At 70.2% G+C, this 20,876-nt stretch carries 21 protein-coding genes; 12 read left to right on the top strand and 9 right to left on the bottom strand.

What is annotated here, in order from left to right:
• Positions 1 to 168 precede the first annotated feature (168 nt).
• Complete coding sequence (locus AC1PLR_RS07335) at positions 169 to 1,167, top strand: polyprenyl synthetase family protein (RefSeq protein WP_481103123.1); 999 nt, start codon at positions 169 to 171, stop codon at positions 1,165 to 1,167.
• 231 nt (positions 1,168 to 1,398) lie between these two features.
• On the opposite strand, the gene AC1PLR_RS07330 is transcribed toward AC1PLR_RS07335, so the two are convergent.
• The 5 genes from AC1PLR_RS07330 to AC1PLR_RS07310 form a co-directional block, all read right to left on the bottom strand.
• Positions 1,399 to 2,202, bottom strand: coding sequence for a dienelactone hydrolase family protein (locus AC1PLR_RS07330; protein WP_481103122.1), 804 nt, complete (start codon positions 2,200 to 2,202; stop codon positions 1,399 to 1,401).
• 79 nt (positions 2,203 to 2,281) lie between these two features.
• Entirely contained in the window at positions 2,282 to 3,697 is a 1,416-nt protein-coding gene (murD, locus tag AC1PLR_RS07325) for a UDP-N-acetylmuramoyl-L-alanine--D-glutamate ligase (protein ID WP_481103121.1), read from the bottom strand.
• Positions 3,678 to 5,033, bottom strand: a complete 1,356-nt coding sequence (murL, locus tag AC1PLR_RS07320; RefSeq protein WP_481103120.1) for a UDP-N-acetyl-alpha-D-muramoyl-L-alanyl-L-glutamate epimerase — start codon at positions 5,031 to 5,033, stop codon at positions 3,678 to 3,680. Before murL ends, murD begins: the two co-directional genes overlap by 20 nt.
• The gene (locus AC1PLR_RS07315) at positions 5,030 to 5,482 is read right to left on the bottom strand and encodes a hypothetical protein (protein ID WP_010341996.1); all 453 of its coding nucleotides are present in this window, start codon (positions 5,480 to 5,482) and stop codon (positions 5,030 to 5,032) included. The genes murL and AC1PLR_RS07315 overlap by 4 nt, the downstream gene beginning before the upstream one ends.
• Entirely contained in the window at positions 5,466 to 8,075 is a 2,610-nt protein-coding gene (locus AC1PLR_RS07310; protein ID WP_481103119.1) for a bifunctional aspartate kinase/diaminopimelate decarboxylase, read from the bottom strand. Before AC1PLR_RS07310 ends, AC1PLR_RS07315 begins: the two co-directional genes overlap by 17 nt.
• A 581-nt stretch (positions 8,076 to 8,656) precedes the next feature.
• Between AC1PLR_RS07310 and AC1PLR_RS07305 the strand changes: the two genes are divergently transcribed.
• Complete coding sequence (locus AC1PLR_RS07305) at positions 8,657 to 9,535, top strand: PhzF family phenazine biosynthesis protein (protein WP_481103118.1); 879 nt, start codon at positions 8,657 to 8,659, stop codon at positions 9,533 to 9,535.
• Positions 9,536 to 9,633: 98 nt separating this feature from the next.
• Here the strand turns inward: AC1PLR_RS07305 and AC1PLR_RS07300 are convergent, their stop codons facing one another.
• Together AC1PLR_RS07300 and AC1PLR_RS07295 are read right to left on the bottom strand one after the other, a co-directional pair.
• Positions 9,634 to 10,239, bottom strand: coding sequence for a glycine zipper 2TM domain-containing protein (locus tag AC1PLR_RS07300; protein WP_010342001.1), 606 nt, complete (start codon positions 10,237 to 10,239; stop codon positions 9,634 to 9,636).
• 226 nt (positions 10,240 to 10,465) lie between these two features.
• Positions 10,466 to 10,897, bottom strand: coding sequence for an OsmC family protein (locus tag AC1PLR_RS07295; RefSeq protein WP_010342002.1), 432 nt, complete (start codon positions 10,895 to 10,897; stop codon positions 10,466 to 10,468).
• Positions 10,898 to 11,187: 290 nt separating this feature from the next.
• Between AC1PLR_RS07295 and AC1PLR_RS07290 the strand changes: the two genes are divergently transcribed.
• From AC1PLR_RS07290 to AC1PLR_RS07270, 5 genes are all read left to right on the top strand, one after another.
• The gene (locus AC1PLR_RS07290) at positions 11,188 to 11,586 is read left to right on the top strand and encodes an HU family DNA-binding protein (protein WP_026143706.1); all 399 of its coding nucleotides are present in this window, start codon (positions 11,188 to 11,190) and stop codon (positions 11,584 to 11,586) included.
• Between the two features lie 144 nt (positions 11,587 to 11,730).
• Positions 11,731 to 12,426: a tellurite resistance TerB family protein gene (locus AC1PLR_RS07285; RefSeq protein WP_267081663.1), complete on the top strand. Its 696-nt coding sequence runs from the start codon at positions 11,731 to 11,733 to the stop codon at positions 12,424 to 12,426.
• 4 nt (positions 12,427 to 12,430) lie between these two features.
• Positions 12,431 to 12,997: a M23 family metallopeptidase gene (locus tag AC1PLR_RS07280; RefSeq protein WP_481103117.1), complete on the top strand. Its 567-nt coding sequence runs from the start codon at positions 12,431 to 12,433 to the stop codon at positions 12,995 to 12,997.
• Between the two features lie 94 nt (positions 12,998 to 13,091).
• Positions 13,092 to 13,391, top strand: a complete 300-nt coding sequence (locus tag AC1PLR_RS07275; protein ID WP_010342007.1) for a DUF3861 family protein — start codon at positions 13,092 to 13,094, stop codon at positions 13,389 to 13,391.
• A gap of 89 nt (positions 13,392 to 13,480) precedes the next feature.
• Positions 13,481 to 14,077: a DUF1439 domain-containing protein gene (locus AC1PLR_RS07270; protein WP_481103116.1), complete on the top strand. Its 597-nt coding sequence runs from the start codon at positions 13,481 to 13,483 to the stop codon at positions 14,075 to 14,077.
• A 126-nt stretch (positions 14,078 to 14,203) separates the two neighbouring features.
• On the opposite strand, the gene AC1PLR_RS07265 is transcribed toward AC1PLR_RS07270, so the two are convergent.
• Entirely contained in the window at positions 14,204 to 14,749 is a 546-nt protein-coding gene (locus AC1PLR_RS07265) for a type 1 glutamine amidotransferase domain-containing protein (RefSeq protein ID WP_481103115.1), read from the bottom strand.
• A gap of 97 nt (positions 14,750 to 14,846) precedes the next feature.
• Positions 14,847 to 15,314: an SET domain-containing protein gene (locus tag AC1PLR_RS07260; protein WP_371184622.1), complete on the bottom strand. Its 468-nt coding sequence runs from the start codon at positions 15,312 to 15,314 to the stop codon at positions 14,847 to 14,849.
• A gap of 194 nt (positions 15,315 to 15,508) precedes the next feature.
• Here AC1PLR_RS07260 and AC1PLR_RS07255 point away from each other — a divergent pair, with 194 nt between their 5' ends.
• From AC1PLR_RS07255 to AC1PLR_RS07235, 5 genes are all read left to right on the top strand, one after another.
• Positions 15,509 to 15,967 (top strand): SUF system Fe-S cluster assembly regulator, encoded by a 459-nt coding sequence (locus AC1PLR_RS07255; protein ID WP_017913833.1) that lies wholly within the window; start codon positions 15,509 to 15,511, stop codon positions 15,965 to 15,967.
• A 15-nt stretch (positions 15,968 to 15,982) separates the two neighbouring features.
• Positions 15,983 to 17,425, top strand: coding sequence for a Fe-S cluster assembly protein SufB (sufB, locus tag AC1PLR_RS07250; RefSeq protein WP_017915889.1), 1,443 nt, complete (start codon positions 15,983 to 15,985; stop codon positions 17,423 to 17,425).
• 167 nt (positions 17,426 to 17,592) lie between these two features.
• The gene (gene sufC, locus AC1PLR_RS07245) at positions 17,593 to 18,360 is read left to right on the top strand and encodes a Fe-S cluster assembly ATPase SufC (RefSeq protein ID WP_152239152.1); all 768 of its coding nucleotides are present in this window, start codon (positions 17,593 to 17,595) and stop codon (positions 18,358 to 18,360) included.
• Entirely contained in the window at positions 18,357 to 19,619 is a 1,263-nt protein-coding gene (sufD, locus tag AC1PLR_RS07240; protein ID WP_481103114.1) for a Fe-S cluster assembly protein SufD, read from the top strand. The genes sufC and sufD overlap by 4 nt, the downstream gene beginning before the upstream one ends.
• The gene (locus AC1PLR_RS07235) at positions 19,616 to 20,866 is read left to right on the top strand and encodes a cysteine desulfurase (RefSeq protein WP_481103113.1); all 1,251 of its coding nucleotides are present in this window, start codon (positions 19,616 to 19,618) and stop codon (positions 20,864 to 20,866) included. Before sufD ends, AC1PLR_RS07235 begins: the two co-directional genes overlap by 4 nt.
• The last annotated feature ends 10 nt before the right edge of the window (positions 20,867 to 20,876 follow it).

Below are 20,876 nucleotides of genomic sequence, written 5' to 3'. Positions count from 1 at the left end.
CGGGCACCCCGGAAAACGCCGCACCGGCCTGTCGGAATCCTGCCGGGGCGTGGCCCGCGGGAGCGCCCGAGCCAAGCGCGGCAAGCCCTCCGGCGCCGGCCCCGGCCAACCGCGGGACGGATGTGGCCGCGCACCCTATACTTTGCGCACGTTTCCAGTCCTGTCCGCATGAGCATCGCCGAATCCTCCAGCTCCGCCCTGGGCCTGCCCCATATCCAGATGCTCGCCGCGCCGGACATGGCCGAGGTGGACGCCCTGATCCGCCGCCGCCTGGCCTCGGACGTCGTGCTGATCAACCAGATCGCCGACCACATCGTCTCCGCCGGCGGCAAGCGCCTGCGGCCGATGCTGGTGGTGCTGGCCGGCCGCGCCTGCGGCGCCGGTGGGCCGATGCAGCACCAGTTGGCGGCGATCATCGAATTCATCCACACCTCGACCCTGCTGCACGACGACGTGGTGGACGAATCGGATCTGCGCCGCGGCCGCAGCACCGCCAACGCGCTGTGGGGCAACGCGCCGAGCGTGCTGGTCGGCGACTTCCTGTACTCGCGCAGCTTCCAGCTGATGGTGGAGCTGGACAGCATGGCGGTGATGCGCCTGCTCGCCGACACCACCAACCGCATCGCCGAGGGCGAAGTGCTGCAGCTGCTGCACGTGCACAACCCGGACACCGACGAAGCCGCCTACCTGCGCGTGATCGAGCGCAAGACCGCGGTGCTGTTCGCCGCCGGCACCCGCCTGGGCGCGCTGGCCTCCGGCGCCAGCGAGGACGTGCAGCAGCGGCTGTACGACTACGGCATGCAGTTGGGCTACGCGTTCCAGATCGCCGACGACGTGCTCGACTACACCGCCGAGGCCGCCGACCTCGGCAAGAACCTGGGCGACGACCTGGCCGAGGGCAAGGCCACGCTGCCGCTGATCCATGCCATGGCCCATGCCGACGACGCCACCCGCGCGCGCCTGCGCCAGATCGTCGAACAGGGCGACGCCAGCGCGATGCCGGAGGTGCTGGCCGCGATCGAAGCCAGCGGCGGCATCGACTACAGCCGCCGCCGAGCGGCCGACTACGCCGCCGCCGCCGAGCGCGCCCTGGACGGCCTGCCCGAGAACGAGGCCGTGGCCGCCCTGCGCGGGCTGGCGCGGTACGCGGTGTCGCGGAAGCATTGATCCGGCGCGCTGGGCGCGCCGGGGGGATTGGGGAGTCGGGATTCGGGATTCGTTAAAAGCGGCTTGCCTGAGATCCGACGCACTGCTGGCTCACAGACGAAGTCAACGGCGCACACGCCTTAGGTCTGGCTACGCACGGGAATTGGCAAAGCGCGATGTACCGCTTTTGCCAATCCCCAATCCCGCCAAGCGCGCAGCGCGAGGCACCTCCCGAATCCCGGAAGCCCCTCCCTACTCCCGCCCGAACCGCTCCTCGAAGAAGTCCTCGAGCATCCGGTAGGCACGCTTGGCGGCGCGGGGGTTGTACTGGCAGCCCGGCGGGCTGTTGGCGTCGGCTTCGGCGAAGCAGTGCACGGCGCCGCTGAAGTTGACGAACTGCCAGTCGGCGCCGGCGCGGTTCATCTCCTGCTCGAAGGCGACGATGTCGTCGCGGCTCACGCTCTTGTCGTCGGCACCGTTGAGCACCAGCACCGGCGCCTTGGCGCTGCCCGCGGCGGCGGGCGCCGCGGTGGCCAGGCCGCCATGCAGGCTGACCACACCGGCCAGTGGCGCACCGGCACGGACCAGTTCCAGCACCGTGGTGCCGCCGAAGCAGAAACCGACCGCGCCGATTTTGGCCGGGTCCAGCGGCGCCTTGCCGGCCTGCGCCTTCAACGCCGCCACCGCCGCCAACGCGCGTGCGCGCAGCGTGGCCGGGTCCTTCTTCAGCGCACCGGCGAACTGCCCGGCCTCGGTATCGTTGGCCGGTCGCTTGCCCTTGCCGTAGACGTCGGCCACCAGCACCACGTAGTCGTCGCCGGCCAGGCGCTTGGCCTTTTCCACCGCGGAATCGTTGACGCCGCGCCAGTTCGGCACCATCACCAGGCCCGGGCGCTTGTCGTGGTCGGCATCGTCGTAGACCAGCACGCCGCTGAAACTGTCCTTGCCGACCTGCCACTCCACCGGCTTGGCCTGCATCGCGGCCCAGGCCGGCAGCGGCAGCGCCAAGGCCAGCCCGAGCAACCCGGTCCACCGCATCATCGAACGTGTGCGCATCGCCTTTCTCCCGTGGGATCCCGCGCGGGAGTGTACGCAAGGCGCCGCCAGCGCGATGTGTGCGCCGAGGCGGCGCGGCTCAGGCGATGCCCAGCCCCGGAATGGCGCTGATCGCGTCCGGGTCGAACCCGGCCAGCGCGGCGAAATGGCGGCCGCGCGCCACGTAGTCGCGGTAGGCGCCGAAGCTGGGCGCGCCGGGCGACAGCAGCACCACGCCGCCCTGCTCGCCCAGCGCCGCGCGCGCCAGCGCCACTGCTTCCGCCAGGTCGGCCGCGGCATGCAGGCCGAAGCCGGCGGCGGCGGCCAGCGGCGCCAGCAGCGCATGGATGCGCGGGCCGTTGGCGCCCAGGGTGACGATCTCCAGCGGCGCCCCGCCATCGCGCATGTGGTCGGCGAAGTCCTGCCAGTCCAGGCCGCGGTCGTGACCGCCGACCAGCAGCGCGATGCGCCGCCCGCGGAAGCACTCCAGCGCCGCGAGGCTGGCATGCGGGGTGGTGCTGATCGAGTCGTTCACATAGGTCACGCCGTCGCGCGTGCCCAGGGTCTGCAGCCGGTTCGGCAGCGGCCGGAAGCGATCGGCCGCCGGCGCCAGCGCCGCCGCATCCAGGCCCAGCGCCTCGACCGCGGCCAGCACCGCGCACAGGTTGCCGCGGTTGTGCCGGCCCGGCAGCGGCGCCTGTGCGCTGTCGTACACCGCGGTGTCGCCGCGGTAGACCACCTCGCCGCGCATGTGCCAGCCGTCCTCGCGGTTGAACCAGCGCACCTCGCTGTCGGGCAGTTGCAGGGCGGCCAGTTGCGGATCGGCGGCGTTGAGCAGGGCGATGCGCGGCCGCGCATGGGTGACCAGCTCGAGCTTGTCGGCGATGTAGCGCGCATGGCTGCCGTGCCAGTCCAGATGCTCGGGGAACAGGTTCAGCACCAGCGCCAGTTGCGGCCGTGCGCCGCTGCGGGCGACGTCGCCGGTCTGGTAGCTGGACAGTTCGATCGCCCAGTACTGCGGCGGCGGCATCGGCGCCAGCACTTCCAGCAGCGGCACGCCGATGTTGCCGACCAGGCCGGTGCGGTGGCCGCCGGCGCGCAGCAGGTGCGCCAGCAGCGCGGTGGTGGTGCTCTTGCCCTTGGTGCCGGTGACGCAGACGCTGCCGGGCACCACCCCGTCGGCACCGGCGTGTTCGGCGAACCACAGCGCGGTGCCGCCGATGAAGCGCGTGCCGCGCGCCGCGGCGGCCTGCGCCTCGGGCCGGTACGGACTGATCCCGGGCGACTTGATGACCACATCGAACGCGGCCAGGCGCTCGGCAGTGGCCTCGGTCTCGACATGCAATGCAGGATCGCGCAGCGCGGCGATCTCCGCGGCCTCCTCAGCCGAACAGAACACCGTCAGCGGCAGCACAACTCCCGATTCCCGCCCACGCACCGCTGCGTACGCCGCGCGGCCCTCGCGACCCCAACCCCACAGCGCGACGCGCTGCGACTCAAGCTGCGAAATTCGCACGCACGCGTTCCCACAGGTCGGCCGGGATGCGGTGCTGCGCGTCCAGTTCCAGCAGCGGCTCCACGCGCAGGTCGGCGGGGTCGAGCTGCGGCTGGATCTCGCGGATGAAGCGCGCCACCAGCGCGTCCTCCTTCCATTCCGCGCGCGCCGCCAGCGCCGCCATCGCCGCGCGCGACTCGCGGCCTTCGCCGACGCACTCGAACGGCTTGTGGTCCTGGAACTCCAGCAGCGCATCGAAGCCGCCGGCCTGGCCGGCGTCGTCGAGCAGGTTGCGGCCGAAGATGCGCACCAGCCGCGTCTTCGGCATGAACGGCGCCAGCGCCAGGAACACGAAATGGCACTTCGGGCAGACCCCGCACCAGCGGTGCGCCGGTCGCTCGCCGAGGATGTGGAAATTGCGGTTGCAACTGGAGAAATGCGCGTCGTAGTGATCGGTCTTGGCGAACTGCCGCGCCACCGCCAGCTCCGACAGCGGCCGCAGCAGCGAGTAGTAGCGCAGGTCCGCGGCCACGTAGCGCTGCACCTGCTCACCGAACGCCTGCTCGAAAGCCCAGCCCTTGGACCACTGGTGGTTGACCTCGCCGGTGCCGGCGATCTGGCTGCCGTAGCTGGCCGAGTGCTCGTTGGAGAACACGACCTGGCCGGCGTCGTGCAGCACCGCGGCGAACACCAGGATCGCCGAGTTCACCGCCGTCACCGGGATATGCCCGTTCCACGCGCCCTGCCGGTTCAGCTCGAACAGCTCCGGCGCCAGCGTGCGGCCGATGTTCAAGGTCGGCAGCCCGGTGCGCTCGGCGCAGGCGCGGATCAGCTGCGAGCCGCCGATCCAGGTCACCGTCTGCGCCACACCGGCCGCGCGCAGGGCCTCGATGCTGACCAGCGAATCCTTGCCGCCGCCGATCGCCACCAGCGCCTGGTCGCGCAGCCCCAGCGCCGCCGCGTCGGCCGCGTCGGCATCCGCGGCCGGGAAGCGGATGCGCCCACGCAGGTCCAGGCCGTTGCGATAGGCGAACTCGCCCAGGCCATGCAGGTACACGCTGTCCAGCAGCGCCGCGGTCTCGATGTCGATGGCGTAGTCGTCGATGACGATGCGCGGCGGCACCGCCGCCTTGTAATAGCTGACGCCGGCGATCAGGTGCAGCAGGCGCAGGGCGCGCTGCGCCGCCTGCGCGCGCGCCGGGTCGAGCGCGAACGGCGCGCCGGGCACGGTGATGGTCTCCACCAGCTCCGGGCCGTCGTCGAACGCATAGACCAGGCGCGCCACGCCGCTGTCGGCGTCGAAGCCGCAGCGCACGAAGCGGAAGGTGGCGATCTGCTGTTTGTCGAAAGCGGTCATGGACGTCCTGCAAGCACACGGGTGTGCCGCAGATAGCGGCGGCACAGAAGAAATTCGAGCATCGAAAACGGCAAGGCGGCCCACAGCAGCGGCAGGCAGCCGAACACGAAGGCCATCAGCAGCAGTTGCCAGTGCTGTCCGGCCGGCACCGACGCGGCGGAGGCCAGCACGGCCACCAGCACATACAGCGCCAGCGCCGGCAGGTAGGCCAACGCGGCCAGGAGCGAGGTGCGCAGGGCCAGCGCGCCGGTGCTCGCCGCGGGCCCGCGGCGCTGCCAGCGCACCGCCAGCCATGCGCCGATGGCAGCGGCGGCCAACGCCGGCAACGCCCACTTCAGGCTGTCGGTCCACGGCAGCGAGGTGCCGGACTGATCCACCGCGGTGGCAGCCACCATCGCAAGCGCGCCGGCCGCGGCGCTGCCCGCGACGAACTCAGTCCGTGCGCGCATCGATCGCCTCCTCGCGGGGCAATTCGCGCTGGTTGTAGGTGCTGGCCATGCTGTAGCCATAGGCACCGGCGTCGGCGATCAGCATCACGTCGTCGGGCGCGGTGCCCGCCGGCAGGCGCCGGCGCTTGCCGAACACGTCGCTGGATTCGCAGATCGGCCCGACCACGTCGAACACGGTCTCGGCCGGCTGCTCGAGCCGGCTCAGGTTCGCCACGTCGTGCCAGGCGTCGTACAGCGCCGGGCGGATCAAGGTGTTCATGCCGGCATCCAGGCCGACCCGGCGGATACCGTCCTTCTCGATCACCTGGGTGGCGCGGGCCAGCAGCACGCCGCATTCGGCGACCAGATAGCGGCCCGGTTCGATCGCCAAGCGGAACGCCGGATGCACCGCCTTGGCCTCGGCCAGGCCCTGCGCGAAGGTGTCCAGGTCGAACGGTTCGTCGTCGGCGCTGTACGGGATCGGCAGGCCGCCGCCGATGTCGATGATCTCGACGCTGCCGATGCGCCGGGCGAAGCCGGCCAGCTCGTCGCACATGCGCCGCCAGTGCTGCGCCGTCTCCACGCCGCTGCCCAGGTGCGCGTGCAGGCCGACGATGCGGATGTCCAGCGCGCGCGCGGCCTCGACGAACTCGTCGACGCGGGTCGCCGACAGGCCGAACTTGGAAGCCTTGCCGCCGGTGTTGACCTTCTCGTGGTGGCCGTCGCCATGGCCCAGGTCGATGCGCAGCCACAGGCTGCGGCCGCGGAACAGCTCCGGCCAGCGCTGCAGCGCCTCGACGTTGTCCACGGTCACGGTCACGCCCAGCGCGAACGCGGCTTCGTACTCGGCGCGGGGCGCGAAGCTGGGGGTAAACAGCACCCGCCGCGGCGACAGTTCCGGCACGATCTCGAACACCCGGCGCAGTTCGCCGTGCGAGACGCACTCCAGGCCGAAGCCCTCCTCGACCAGGGTCTGCAGGATTGCCGGATGCGCGTTGGCCTTGATCGCGTAGTAGCGCTGGTCCACCGCCGCGATCGCCTTGAGCGCCCGCGCGCGTTCGCGCAGGGTCGGCAGGTGGTAGATGTAGCGCGGCGTGCCGGCCTCGGCCAGGCGCAGCAGATGCGCGCGCTCGCCCTGCCACCACGGCACCGGCCGCGGCCGCACGGTGCCGGCGATCTCGCGCCAGCGCGGGCCGAACACCTCGGTCTCTTCCACCGGCATTGCGCCGCTGTCGATCAGTTCGGCGTGCAGGATCGGCAGCAGTCCATCGGCGTCGGTTTCGTCGATGACGAAGGTCAGGTTCAGGTCGTTGGACGACTGCGAGATCATGTGCACGCGCTCCTTGCCGAACGTGGCCCACACGTCCGAGAGCTTGTGCAGCAGCGAGCGCATGCCGCGCCCGACCAGGGTGATCGCCGCGCACGGCACGATGATCTTGACCCGGCAGATCTCCGCCAGGTCGGCCGACAGCGCCGCCAGCACGTCGGTGTTGACCAGGTTCTCGCTCGGATCCAGCGACACGGTGACGTTGGTCTCGGCCGAGCCGATCAGGTCCACCGACAGCCCGTGCTTCTTGAACAGCGCGAACACGTCGGCGAGGAAGCCGACCTGCTGCCACATGCCGATACCTTCCATGGACACCAGCACGATGCCGTTGCGGCGGCTGATCGCCTTGACCCCGGGCACGGTGCGGGCGTTGCCGTCGATGCTGGTGCCGGGCAACTCCGGGCGCTCGGTGTCCAGGATCGCCATCGGCACGCCGCCGTCGCGGCACGGCTTGATCGAGCGCGGGTGCAGCACTTTGGCGCCGGTGGTGGCGATTTCCTGCGCCTCGTAGTAGTCCAGGCGGGTCAGCAGGCGCGCATCCGGCACTTCGCGCGGATTGGCGCTGAACATGCCGGGCACGTCGGTCCAGATATCCACCCGGCTGGCCCCGAGCAGCGCGCCGAAATACGCCGCCGAGGTATCCGAGCCGCCGCGGCCGAGGATGGCGGTGCCGCCGTCCTCGTGCCGGGCGATGAAGCCCTGGGTGATCAGCATGCGCGTGGGCTGGGCAACGAAGCGCGCCCGCCACTGCGGATCGGACTGCCACTGGCAGGACACCGACAGGCGCCGCGACCAGGCGCTCTGGTTCGGCTGCGGCGGCAGCGCGTCCAGCCACTGCCGCGCATCCATCCAGCCCATGTCCAGGCCGTTGGCGCGCAGATAGGCCGCGCCCAGGGTCGAGGACAGCAGTTCGCCCTGCCCCAGCACCTCGGCCTGCCAGTCCAGCGTGCGCTCGGCCGCGCGCGGATCGTCGAGCAGGCCGCGCAGCGCCGCCAGGCGTTCGCCCAGCACCGCCTCGGCGTCCAGCTCCAGTTCGGCCAGGAAGTCGCGGTGGCGCTGCTCCAGCGCGGCCACGCGTTGCGCGCTGTCGGCGCTGCCGTCGGCGATCGCGGTCAGTTCGTTGGTGACCCCGGACAAGGCCGACACCACCACCAGCACCCGCGCGCCGGTCTCGTCCGCGCGTTTTTTCGCCAGCCGTCCAATCGTGTCCCAGCGATGACGACGCGACACCGAAGTGCCGCCGAACTTGAGGACGATCCAGCGATCGGCAGGAGAGGGAGCTGACATGGAGTGGGGGTGTCTAAGATGTGGGGAAAACGCCCGAATGCTCGAGCGGAACCCCCGATTCTACTGCCAACGGAGCGCGGATGAGCGCGCGCCGCCAGCCGCAACCGGGCGTCTTTTCCGTCAGCCTGGGGTGGGTGCTCCACTGTGCGCGGTCCTCGATGCCGCGACTTGGACGCCCCGCGCATGCAGCGCCTGGCGGTCTGGCAGAACCTCTCGGAGACGGTGTCCTTCCTGCCGCCGGACGCGGGCACGGACGACCGCATCCGCCTCTTCAACCCCAGGGCGAACTGCCGTTCGCAGGCCACCCCAGCGTCGGTGCGGCCTGGGCGGCCGTCGAACTCGGCCTGGCCACGCCCCGCGACGACGTGCTGATCCTGCAGTGCGATGCCGTCTGCTGCCGGTGCGGATCGATACCCACGCAGACGGTCGCCACGCCTGGGGACGCAGTCCGCGTGCACGGCGCCGCGACACCGTGCCGCCGCCACTGAGGGATGAACCGGCAACCTGGTGCAAGCGGTGATCGCCGACAAGATCGCTTGGTAAGCTCCGGCCTCCCCCACCGCCGTCCGGAGTTTCCCCTCATGGCCGCACGCCGCTTCTTCCAGGTCGATGTCTTTTCCGCCCGCGCCGGCAACGGCAATCCCTTGGCCGTGGTGCTCGATGCCGATGGATTGGACGCCGCCACGATGCAGGCCATCGCACGCTGGACGCGCCTGCCGGAAACCACCTTCGTGTTCGCGCCGACACGGCCGGACGCCAGCTACGGCCTGCGCATGTTCAGCCCGCAAAAGGAAGTGCCGTTCGCCGGCCACCCCAGCGTCGGCACCGCGCACGTCGCGCTGGAAGCGGGCATCGCCTCACCGCGCGACGGCGTGCTGATCCAGGACGGCATCGCCGGCCTGCTGCCGCTGCGCGTCGATGTGGACGCGGGAGTACGCAGCATCGCCATCCGCACCCCGCGCGCGCAGGTCGCCGAGATCGCCGATGCCGCAGATCCGCGTCTGCAGGCGGCACTGCGCGGCTGGCCCCTGGGCGCGCTGCCGCCAGTGCGCATGGACGGCGGCCGCTGCTGGTGGCTGGTCGAAGTGGCCGACGAAGCCGCATTGCGCGCGCTGGCGCCGGACTGGGACGCGATCGCCGCCCTGGCCGAGAGCACCGCCAGCATGGGCGTGTTCGCCTATGCGCGCGCCAGCGGCCAGGCCTATGCAGTGGCCGTGCGCGCCTTCGTCGGCAACGGCCGGCGCTTCGAGGACGCCGCCTCCGGTGCGGCCAACGCCGTGCTGGCGGCGTGGCTGGATCACAGCCACGCCCTGCCCGGCCACGGTGGCCGCTATGTCGCCAGCCAGGGCCGCGAAGTCGGCCACGACGCCCTGCTGACGCTGCACGTGGACGAGACTGGCGAGGTGTGGTCCGGCGGCCAGGTGCAGACGGTGATCGAAGGCCACATCGACTGGCCCTGATCGAAGGCCGCCGGCACCTCGCATCGAAGGTGCCGACCGCCGCGCAAAACGAAGGGCGCCTCGCAAGGAGGCGCCCTTTGGTTTACTCGGGCAATACGTCAGTCGGGCAGCACGTCGACGCGGACGCGGATGCGGTCGCCCGGAGGCGAGGCGGTGCGGGTGTGGTAGTAGCGGCCGCCGTACTCGTAAGTCACGTCGTAGCCGTCGACGCGGTCGTAGCGTTCGGTCCGATAGGACACCGGCTCGCATTCGCGGACCACGCCGCCACCGTAGCCGCCGCCATAGGCGCGGGCATTGGTGTCGTAGATCGAGCGGCCGGCCAGGCTGCCGAGCATGGTGCCGACGGCGGTGCCGACGAAGCGGCCATTGCCGCCGCCGACGCGGCTGCCGAGCACCGCACCGGCGATGCCGCCGACCACCGACGAGGCGGTCCGGCCGCCATCGGTGCCGCGGTAGCCGTAGTCGCTGGCGTAGCTGCCGGACGCCGGGCGGTCGTAGCAGCGCTCGGTGGTCTCGCGCGGGCCGTTGACCTGCACCATGATCGGATCGGCGCGCACCACGCGCGCATATTCGTAGGTGCCGGACGCATACCCACGGTCGCGGTAGTCGTCATAGCGGGTGTAACCGTAATCCTGCGCGGCGGCGGAGCCGATGACGCCGACAGCGAGCGCAGCGGTCAACAGACGGGTCGAGAGCTTGTTCATGGCGATGGTTCCAAGCGCGTGGATCGCGCGACTGCATGCTCGATCCGAGGCGGTGAAACCAGACTGAATAGGGACGGTTGCGCCGCTTACATTTAGTGGCGCGACAGCATCGGGCGGCCCATGCGTGCAGTCGGTACGGCAGCGATGTGCATGGCCGCCCCGCGGCGACACCGTGCCGGTGCGCCGCAACACGCGCGGCCCGGCATGCCGCCGGGCCGCGCCGGGCTCAGCCCAGTTCCGCTTCCAGGCTGATCGGCACCGCGCTCAGCGCCTTGGACACCGGGCAGTTCTGCTTGGCGTCGTCGGCCAGTTCGCGGAAGCGCGCGGCCTCGATGTTCGGCACCACGGCCTTGACCTTCAGGCGGATCTGCGAGAGCTGCGGTCCGCCTTCCATCGACAGATCGACGTCGGCGCGGGTGTCCAGCGCGGTCGGCGGGAAGCCGGCTTCGGTCAGCTTGGCCGACAGCGCCATGGTGAAGCAGCCGGCGTGCGCGGCCGCGATCAGCTCCTCCGGATTGGTGCCCTTCTCCTCGCCGAAGCGGCTGTTGAACGCATAGCGGGTGTTTTCCAGCAGGCCGCTCTGCGGCGTGTTCAACCGGCCCTGGCCGGTCTTGAGATCGCCTTCCCAATGCGCGGTGGCGTGACGCGAAATGCCCATGCGAGGCTCCTGTCGGTGAGTGGAGCGCGGACCATAGGCGAGGCGGCGTTACGGGCTTGTGCTTCTACCCAGCAGCGGCGATGGGCACGCGCGACAGCGGAAATGCCCGGCCATCTCGCCACGCGAAGTGCCGGCGCCGGCGCCGTCGTCGGCGAAAAAGACGCCAGTCGCGGCGAATATTCGCGTTTTTTTGCTTCCGGCCTATTGGCGCGGCGTAGCACATGCCCTACATTTCGCCATGCCGACGGGGTCGGCGCGACCCAAACCACCAAATACGGAATCAGGACATCATGGCAAAGACCGCAAAAAAGGCTGCCCCGAAGAAGGCAGTGAAGAAGGTAGCGACCAAGGCCGCCGCCAAGCCGGCCGCTCCCAAGCCGATCAAGGACGTGCTGAGCAAGTCCGCGCTCGTGGCGCACATCGCCGAGACCAGCGGCGTGATCGCCAAGGACGTGCGCGCCGTGATGGCCTCGCTGGAGCACGCCGTGGCCGGTTCGGTCAGCAAGAAGGGCGCCGGCTCGTTCACCCTGCCGGGCCTGCTGAAGATCACTGCCGTCAGCGTGCCGGCCAAGCCGAAGCGCAAGGGCATCAACCCGTTCACCAAGGAAGAGCAGTGGTTCGCCGCCAAGCCGGCCACCACCAAGCTCAAGGTGCGCCCGCTGAAGAAGCTCAAGGACGCCGCGCTCTGAGCAGCGTCGCCTGATCCAGGCAAGCACACCGACGAGACGGCCCCGGCCGTCTCGTTTTTTTTTGCGCGGCCTGCGCGCCCGGATTGACGGCCTGCTAAGGCCGCGACCGCTATACCGGTGCTTCCCTTCGATCGGATCACCTGCATGAAACTACAGGGCTTTCTCGACCAACTGCTGCAATCAGCGCAGGGCGCCCCCGGCCAGGCCACGGGCAAGACCGGCGCTGCCGCTCCGGCACACGCCGGCACCGGCGGCCTGGGCGGCCTGCTCAACGCCGATTTCGGCAAGGGAGCCCTCAGCGGCGGCGCACTCGGCCTGCTGCTCGGCAAGCACCGCACCACGCGCAAGCTGGCGACCTATGGCGGGCTGGCCGCGCTGGGACTGATGGCCTACCGCGCCTACGGCGACTACCGGCGCCAGCAACTCGGTGCCGCCGCGCCCGAACCGCAGACGCTGGACCGGCTGCCGCCGCTGGAAGTCGAACAGCACAGCCAGGCGGTATTGCGCGCACTGGTCGGTGCGGCCAAGGCCGACGGGCACCTGGACGAACGCGAGCGCAACCTGATCGAAGGCGAATTCGCCCGCCTCCACGGCAACGACGCCGACGTGCAGCAGTGGCTGCATGCGGAACTGGAAAAGCCGCTGGATCCGGCCGAAGTGGCGCGCGCATCGACCACCCCGGAGATGGCCGCGGAAATGTATCTGGCCAGCCTGCTCGCCGCCGACGAGCAGAGCTTCATGGAGCGCAGCTACCTGGACGAACTGGCACGGCAGCTCGGCATCGACGACGCCCTGAAGCAGCGCCTGCAGGAACAGGCGGCCGCCCTGCACGCGGGCTGAGCGCATGGCCGCTGCGCCCACGCTTTCGCCGGCGCAGCGCCTGCGCCGCGAACTGCTGCGCGCGGCCTTGCTGGCCGCACTGGCGGTGGCCGCGGCCTGGGCCTGGCGGCATCCATGGGCGCAGCGCCTGCGCGTCGGCTGGGAGTTGGCGCGCGCGCCGGCGCCGACGGCCCTGCACATGCCGGTCGAAGGCGTGGATCCGCGGCGCGTGGCCGCCACCTTCGGCGCGCCGCGCGGCCGCGACCGCCAACACGCCGGCGTGGACATCTTCGCCAGGCGCGGCACCCCGGTGGTGTCGGCGACGCGCGGCATCGTCGTCGCCATCGCCGACCGCGGCCTCGGCGGCCGCCAGGTCTGGGTACTCGGCCCGGCCCGGCAGCGTCATTACTACGCGCACCTGGAGACATGGGCACCAGGGCTGCAGGTCGGCGACCTGGTGGAACCGGGCGACCCGCTCGGCACGGTCGGCGACAGCGGCAACGCGCGCGGCACGCCGCCGCACCTGCACTACGGCGTCTACGCCGAAGGCGGCGCCTACGACCCGCTGCCGCTGCTGCACGCGGCACGCTGAACGGACGCACTGGAACAGAGCGTCGCGAGCGACAGGCTCGTGGTGCCGCTCGCGCGCGCCTATCTTGGAGGCACACCCCGCGTGCGCCACTGCCATGACCGCCTCCCAACGCTACCGCGTCACCGTCACCCCGATCCAGGACGACGGCCTGCCCTGCCAGGGCCGCTGCACCATCGAACTGGAGGCGCGCTGTCGGCAGGACTGGATGCGCCTGCTCGAGGCGGCACAGCGCCAGCCCGGACTGCGCGGCGACGAGCGCGCCGCGCTGATCGTCGGCACGCAGTTGCTGCGCGGTCTCGGCGAGCGCAGCGAGGGAGAGGCACGTGAACTGCTGGCGCCGCTGCAGCCGGCGCTGGACGCGCTGCTGGCACGGCTGGCGCTGCCGGCCGCCTGAGCGACGACTCCCGCGCCGCCGGTTCCGCTAATCGCGCATTCACCGGCCACCGTTATGGTGAATTCCTCTCGTTCGCCCAGGGCTTCCCGATGATCTTCCGCAAGTTCACCCTGCGCGCGGCCGCGCTGCTGGCGCTCGCCGTCGCCACCCAGGCCCAGGCCGAACCGACCATCCAGGGCCGCCAGGTCAGTGTCGGCGCCGCCGACGTGCAGCACTACCTGGACGGCAGCTTCCCGCAGACACACAAGGCGCTGGGCGGGCTGATCAAGATGACCGTCCGCGATCCGAAGCTGAGCCTGCCGCCGGGCGACCGCCTGAAGATGCAGTTCGACCTGAGCATGGCCACCGGCGGTGGCACGCCGACCCCGCTGGGCCAGGTCCTGCTGACCAGCGCGCTGCGCTACGACCAGCAAAGCCAGAGCTTCCACCTGCAGTCCCCGACCATCGACGATTTCCGCCCGGCCGCCAACGGCGGCAAGCTCGACGCCAATACGCGCGAGTTGCTCAATGCCTGGCTGGAGGACTACGCGCGCAAGGAGCCGATCTACAAGCTCGACCCGCGCCTGACCGCGATGCTGGGCGACGTGCAGATCCAGTCGGCCGGCGTGGAGAACGGTTCGCTGGTGGTGCGCTTCAACCAGGACATCGGTAAGCTGGTGCCGGCGGGCATGCTTCCGGGGCAGTAGACGCACGCTCCGGCACGACCTCGGTCTGCCCGAACGCAGATGCAGAAACGGCGGCCGAGGCCGCCGTTCTGTTATCCGCCGTTCGCGCTCGCTGCAACGCGGTGCTGTCGTGTAGCCGCCGATGACTCAGCCCAGCGCCTTGGCCACCGCCTGCGCGAAGGCCGGGATGTCGTCCGGCTTGCGGCTGGTGATCAGGTTGCCGTCCACCACCACCTCCTGGTCCTCCCAACGCCCGCCGGCATTGGACAGGTCGGTCTTCAGCGACGGCCACGAGGTCACCTGGCGGTCGCGCACCAGCCCGCTCTCGGCCAGCAGCCACGGGCCATGGCAGATTGCCGCCACCGGCTTGCCGGCGCTGGCGAACGACTGGATGAAGGCGATCGCCGTCGGCTCGGTGCGCAGGTTGTCCGGGTTGATGACACCGCCCGGAAGCACCAGCGCGTCGTAGTCGCCGGCCTGGGCCTGCTGCAGGCGCTTGTCCACCGGGACGCTTTCTCCCCAGTCCTTCTTGTTCCAGCCGCGGATGCTGCTCGCGTCGCCCGGCGCGATCACGTCGACATGGGCGCCCCAGGATTCCAGCAGGCGCTTGGGTTCCTGCAGTTCCGACTGTTCGAAACCGTCGGTGGCCAGGACAGCCACCTGCTTGCCGGCAAGGGAAGGCATTGCGCTCATGGGACACTCCTCGAGTAGGGGAGTCCCACCGTAGAAACGCGCCGGTGGCAGTGCCGTGAACCGCGCGTCGGCGCGGCGTGCACGGCTGGACGCGGCCTCAGCGCTTGGGCTGCAGCATGGTGCCGGTGCAGTTCTTGGCGCCGCAGCGGCACTCCCAGATCTTCTTCAGCCGCGGCGTGTGCCGCTCGGCCAGGGTGATGCCGTAGTTGTAGGTGAGTTCCTCGCCGGGCTTGATGTCGCGCAGCGCCTCGATCACCACCTTGTCCTTGCGGCGGTCGTCGCCCTCGGCCTCGACGATCACCGCTTCGCAGTTCGGCGCACAACTGTGGTTGATCCAGCGCGCATCGTTGCCTTCGTAGTTGGCGTCGATCACGTAGTCGTCGCTGAGGGTGAACAGGAAGGTGTGCCCGGTCTCGATGTCGCCGGCCTCGTCGCGGTCGACCTCGGCGTGGCTGCGGCGGCGGCCCTTGTACTCGATGACCCGCTCGCCTTTCTTGAGCGGCAGCACGGCGAACACGCCGTTGCCATGGATGCGGGACTTGCGGGCGGCGATCTTGCGGGGCATGCGGCGATCCGGACAGGAAAGCCTAGATTCTGGCGCACATCGCCCGCGATCCCAAGCCCGCGCGTGCCGGCCCGCCGACCGCGCCCCCGCTCCGGCCCGATCGCACCGATCGAAATAAGAGATGAATGGCCCAGTTGGACGCTGCGGCGCAAAAGCGTACAATTTCGGTCCGCATTGAAATCCACCGCGTCGCCATGCTCCGCGTCACCAAGCTCACCGATTACGCCACCGTCGTGCTGACCGTGCTCGCCGCGCGTCCGAACGAAGTGTTGAGCGCGACCGAACTGGCCGAACAGGCCGGGCTGGAGCCGCCCACGGTCAGCAAGCTGCTCAAGCCGCTGGCCCAGGCCGGCCTGGTCGAGGGCCTGCGCGGCGTGCGCGGCGGCTATCGGCTGGCACGGCCGGCCGACGCCATCACCCTGATCCAGATCGTCGAGGCGATGGAAGGCCCGCTGGCGATCACCGAATGCAGCCACCACGGCAGCCAGTGCAGCATCGCCCAGACCTGCGGCGTGCGCTCCAACTGGCGGCTGATCAACGACGTGGTCGCCGATGCGCTGCGCGGCGTGACCCTGGCGCAGATGCTCCACCCCCTCCCCCCCTCCGGCGATCCGAAACGGCGTCCCATCGCCGTGCGGTTCGCGACCACCTGACCTGTAGGCAGCCCCATGGCCACCGAAAACGCTGAAATCCTGGAACGGCTGGGACGTCGCTACGACGCCGGCTTCGTCACCGACATCGAATCCGATTCGTTCCTGCCCGGGCTGAACGAGGACGTCGTGCGCGCCCTGTCCGTGAAGAAGGACGAGCCGGAATGGATGACCGAATGGCGCCTGGCCGCCTACCGGCACTGGCTGAAGATGCCGATGCCGCACTGGGCCAAGCTGGACATCGCGCCGATCGACTTCCAGGCGCTGAGCTACTACTCCGCCCCCAAAGGCCCGAAGTACGCCTCGCTGGACGAGGTGCCGAAGGAGCTGCTGGACACCTACGACAAGCTCGGCGTGCCGCTGCACGAGCGCGCCAAGCTCGCCGGCGTGGCGGTGGACGCGGTGTTCGACTCGGTTTCGGTCGGCACCACCTTCCGCAAGGAACTGGCCGAGAAGGGCGTGATCTTCTGCTCGATGTCCGAGGCGATCAAGGAGCACCCTGAGCTCGTCAGGCAGTACTTGGGCAGCGTGGTGCCGGTCGGCGACAACTTCTTCGCCGCACTCAACTCGGCGGTGTTCTCCGACGGCAGCTTCGTGTTCATTCCCAAGGGCGTGCGCTGCCCGATGGAGCTGAGCACCTATTTCCGCATCAACGCCGGCCACACCGGCCAGTTCGAGCGCACCCTGATCGTGTGCGAGGACAAGGCCTACGTGTCCTACCTGGAAGGCTGCACCGCGCCGATGCGCGACGAGAACCAGCTGCACGCGGCGGTGGTCGAGCTGGTGGCGCTGGAAGACGCGGAGATCAAGTACTCCACCGTGCAGAACTGGTACCCGGGCGACGAGGAAGGCCGCGGCGGCATCTACAACTTCGTGACCAAGCGCGGCGAATGCCGCGGCGCGCGCAGCAAGATCACCTGGACCCAGGTCGAGACCGGCTCGGCGATCACCTGGAAGTACCCCTCGTGCGTGCTGCTGGGCGACGACTCGGTGGGCGAATTCCACTCGGTGGCGCTGACCCATCATCGCCAGCAGGCCGACACCGGCACCAAGATGATCCACGTCGGCAAGCGCACCAAGAGCAAGATCGTCAGCAAGGGCATCAGCGCCGGCCGCGGGCAGAACACCTACCGCGGCCTGGTCAAGGTGGAGCGCAGCGCCGAGGGCGCGCGCAACTATACCCAGTGCGACTCGCTGCTGATCGGCAAGCAGTGCGGCGCGCACACCTTCCCGTACATCGAGGTCAAGCATCCGACCGCGACCGTCGAGCACGAGGCCACCACCTCCAAGATCAGCGACGATCAGTTGTTCTATTGCCGCGCGCGCGGCATCGACCAGGAGAACGCGGTGTCGATGATCGTCGACGGCTTCTGCAAGCAGGTGTTCCGCGAACTGCCGATGGAGTTCGCGGTGGAAGCCAAGAAGCTGCTGGAAGTGTCGCTGGAAGGCTCGGTGGGCTAGCGCCTCTTCCCTTCTCCCTTCGGGAGAAGGTGGCGCGAAGCGCCGGATGAGGGTACGTGCGAAGCCTCGCGCACCCAAACCGCGCGAGATGCTTCGCACCGCACCCTCACCCCAACCCCTCTCCCGGTGGGAGAGGGGCTAAATCAAGAATTCTGATGGACTACCCCATGCTCACCATAGAAAACCTCCACGCCTCCGTCGCCGGCAAGGACATCCTCAAGGGCCTGTCGCTGCAGGTGAAGCCCGGCGAAGTGCACGCCATCATGGGCCCCAACGGCGCCGGCAAGTCCACGCTGGGCAACGTGCTGGCCGGCCGCGACGGCTACGAAGTGACCGCCGGCAGCGTGCGCTTCGACGACGCCGACCTGCTCGAACTGGAACCGGAGGAGCGCGCCGCTGCCGGCCTGTTCCTGGCCTTCCAGTACCCGGTGGAAATCCCCGGCGTGAACAACACCTACTTCCTGCGCGCCGCGCTCAATGCGCAGCGCAAGGCGCGCGGCGAAGCCGAGCTGGATTCGATGCAGTTCCTCAAGCTGGTCCGGCAGAAGCTGGCGGTGCTGCACCTCAAGGACGAACTGCTGCATCGCGGTGTCAACGAAGGCTTCTCCGGCGGCGAGAAGAAGCGCAACGAGATCTTCCAGCTGGCGGTGCTGGAACCGAAGCTGGCGATCCTCGACGAAACCGACAGCGGCCTGGACATCGACGCGCTCAAGACCGTCGCCGAAGGCGTCAACGCGCTGCGTTCGCCGGAGCGCGCGTTCGTGGTGATCACCCACTACCAGCGCCTGCTCGACTACATCAAGCCGGACGTAGTGCATGTGCTGGCCGACGGCCGCATCGTGCAAACCGGCGGCCCCGAACTGGCGCTGGAACTGGAAGCGCACGGCTATGCCTGGCTGAAGGAGCGCGTGGCGCCCGAGGCGGCAGTGCAATGAGCGCCCTGCTCGACTCGCTGGCCGCCGCATTCCACGGCGATGGCGCGCGCCGTGCGCCGCTGGAGCAGGCGCTGCGCGACGGCCTGCCCGGCGCGCGCAGCGAAACCTGGAAATACACGTCGCTGCGTGCGCTGGAACGGCGCAGCTTCGCCCCGGCGCCGCAGAGCGCGCCAGTGGTGAACGCCGCGCTGCTCGACGGCATCCCGGCGCCGCGCCTGGTGTTCGTCAACGGCCGCGCCAGCGATGCGCTGTCGGACCTGGCCGGCCTGCCGGCCGGGGTGGAACTGCAGCGCCTGTCGACCATCCTGCGCAGCGGCGACGATGCCATGCGCTTCCTCGGCCGCCGCTTCGAGCGCAGCGACGAGGTGTTCGCGCAGCTCAACGCTGCCCTTGCCGACGAAGGCAGCGTGCTGCGGGTGGACGCCGGTGTGCGCGTGGAACTGCCGCTGCACCTGGTGTTCGTCTCCACCGCCGCCGAGGCCGACCTGGCCTGGCACCATCGCCACCTGATCGAACTGCGCCAGGACGCAGCGCTGGCCGTGGTCGAGCATTACCTGCATGCCGGCGATGCGGCGCACCTGAGCAACAGCCTGGCGCACGTGCACCTGGCCGCCGGCGCGCAACTGACCCACGCCCGTGTGCAGGACGAGGCGGCGGGCGTCACCGCACTGCTGCGCACCGACGCGGTGCTGGCGCGCGACGCGCAGTACCGGCGCGTGGATCTGGAACTGGGCGGCGCACTGGCCCGGCACGAACTCAACGTGCGCCTGGAGGGCGACAACGCCCGGCTGGTCGCCAATGGCGTGCTGCTCGGCAACGGCCGGCGCCAGCTCGATACCCGCCTGGGCATCGAGCACATCGCCCGCGACACCGCCTGCGAACTGCTGTGGCGGGGCGTCGCCACCGGCCGCAGCCGCGTCGCCTTCCATGGTGGCATTCATATCCGCCACGGTGCCGACGGCACCGACGCGGCGCTGTCGAACAAGAACCTGCTGCTGTCCGCCGACGCCGAGATCGACACCCAGCCGGTGCTGGTGATCGATGCCGACGAGGTCAAGGCCGCGCACGGCGCAACCGTCGGCCAGCTCGATGCCAATGCGCTGTTCTACCTGCGCTCGCGCGGGCTGCCGCAGGAACGCGCGCAGCAACTGCTGACCGCCGCGTTCTGCCGCGAGCCGGTCGGCACGCTGGCAACGGCGCTGGGCGAAGGCCTGCTGGCGCGGCTGGAGCGGGCGCTCAGCGCCGCAGGCGTGGCATGAACGGGCCCGCCGCGCACACCGTCACGCCGCAGGCGCCGGACTGGGACGCGGTCCGCCGCGACTTCCCGCTGCTGATGCGGGAAGTGCACGGCAAGCCGCTGGTGTACTTCGACAACGCCAACACCGGGCAGAAGCCGCTGCAGGTGATCGCGGCGACCGACGCGTTCTACCGCCGCCACAACGCCAACGTCAGCCGCGCGGTGCACGCGCTCGGCAGCGAGGCGACCGAGGCCTACGAAGGCGCACGGACCCGGCTGGCGCGCTTCCTCAACGTGCGCGCCGACGAGCTGGTGCTGTGCAGCGGCGCCACCTTCGCGCTGAACCTGGTGGCGTACTCGTGGGCGTTGCCGCGGCTGCGTGCCGGCGACACCATCCTGGTGTCGCGCATGGAACACCACGCCAACATCGTGCCCTGGCAACTGGTCGCGCAGCGCACCGGCGCCACGGTCAAGGTCGCCGAAATCACCGCCGACGGCGCGCTCGATCTGGACGCGCTGCGCGCGGCGATGACCGCCGACGTCAAGCTGCTGGCCCTGACGCACGTCTCCAACGTGCTGGGCACGGTCAACCCGGTCCGCGAGATCTGCCGCGAGGCGCGCAAGCGCGGCATCGTCAGCGTCATCGACGGCTCGCAGGCCGCGCCGCACCGGCCGCTGGACGTGGCCGCGATCGGCTGCGACTTCTACGCCATCACCGGCCACAAGATGTGCGGCCCGACCGGCACCGGCGCGCTGTGGGCGCGGCGCGAACACCTGCAGGCGATGCCGCCGTTCCTGGGCGGCGGCGAGATGATCAAGGAAGTCAGCTTCGACGGCACCGTGTTCAACGACCCGCCGCACAAGTTCGAGGCCGGCACCCCGAACATCGCCGGCTTCGTCGGCCTCGGCGCGGCGGTGGACTATCTGCAGGGGATCAGGCTGCAGCACGTGGAAGCGCGCGAGGCCGAACTGCTCGCGCACCTCACCGAGGAACTGCAGCGGATCGACGGCCTGCGCCTGTTCGGCACCGCACCGGGCAAGGCCGCGGTGGTCTCGTTCCTGATCGAGGGCGCGCACGCCCATGACCTGGCCACCCTGCTCGACCTGGAGGGCGTGGCGGTGCGTTCCGGGCAGCACTGCGCGCATCCGCTGCTGCAGTTCTACGGCGTCGCCGCCACCTGCCGCGCCTCGCTGGCGTTCTACAACACGCACGCCGAGATCGAGCGTTTCGTGGCGGCGTTGCGGAAGGTGCGGGCGCTGTTGGGGTGATTGAAGCTGG

This window comes from Xanthomonas sp. NCPPB 3570 (genome assembly GCF_056725115.1).
Note: the sequence above shows the minus strand (reverse complement) of the source record. Positions and strands in the feature narration are given on the sequence as shown.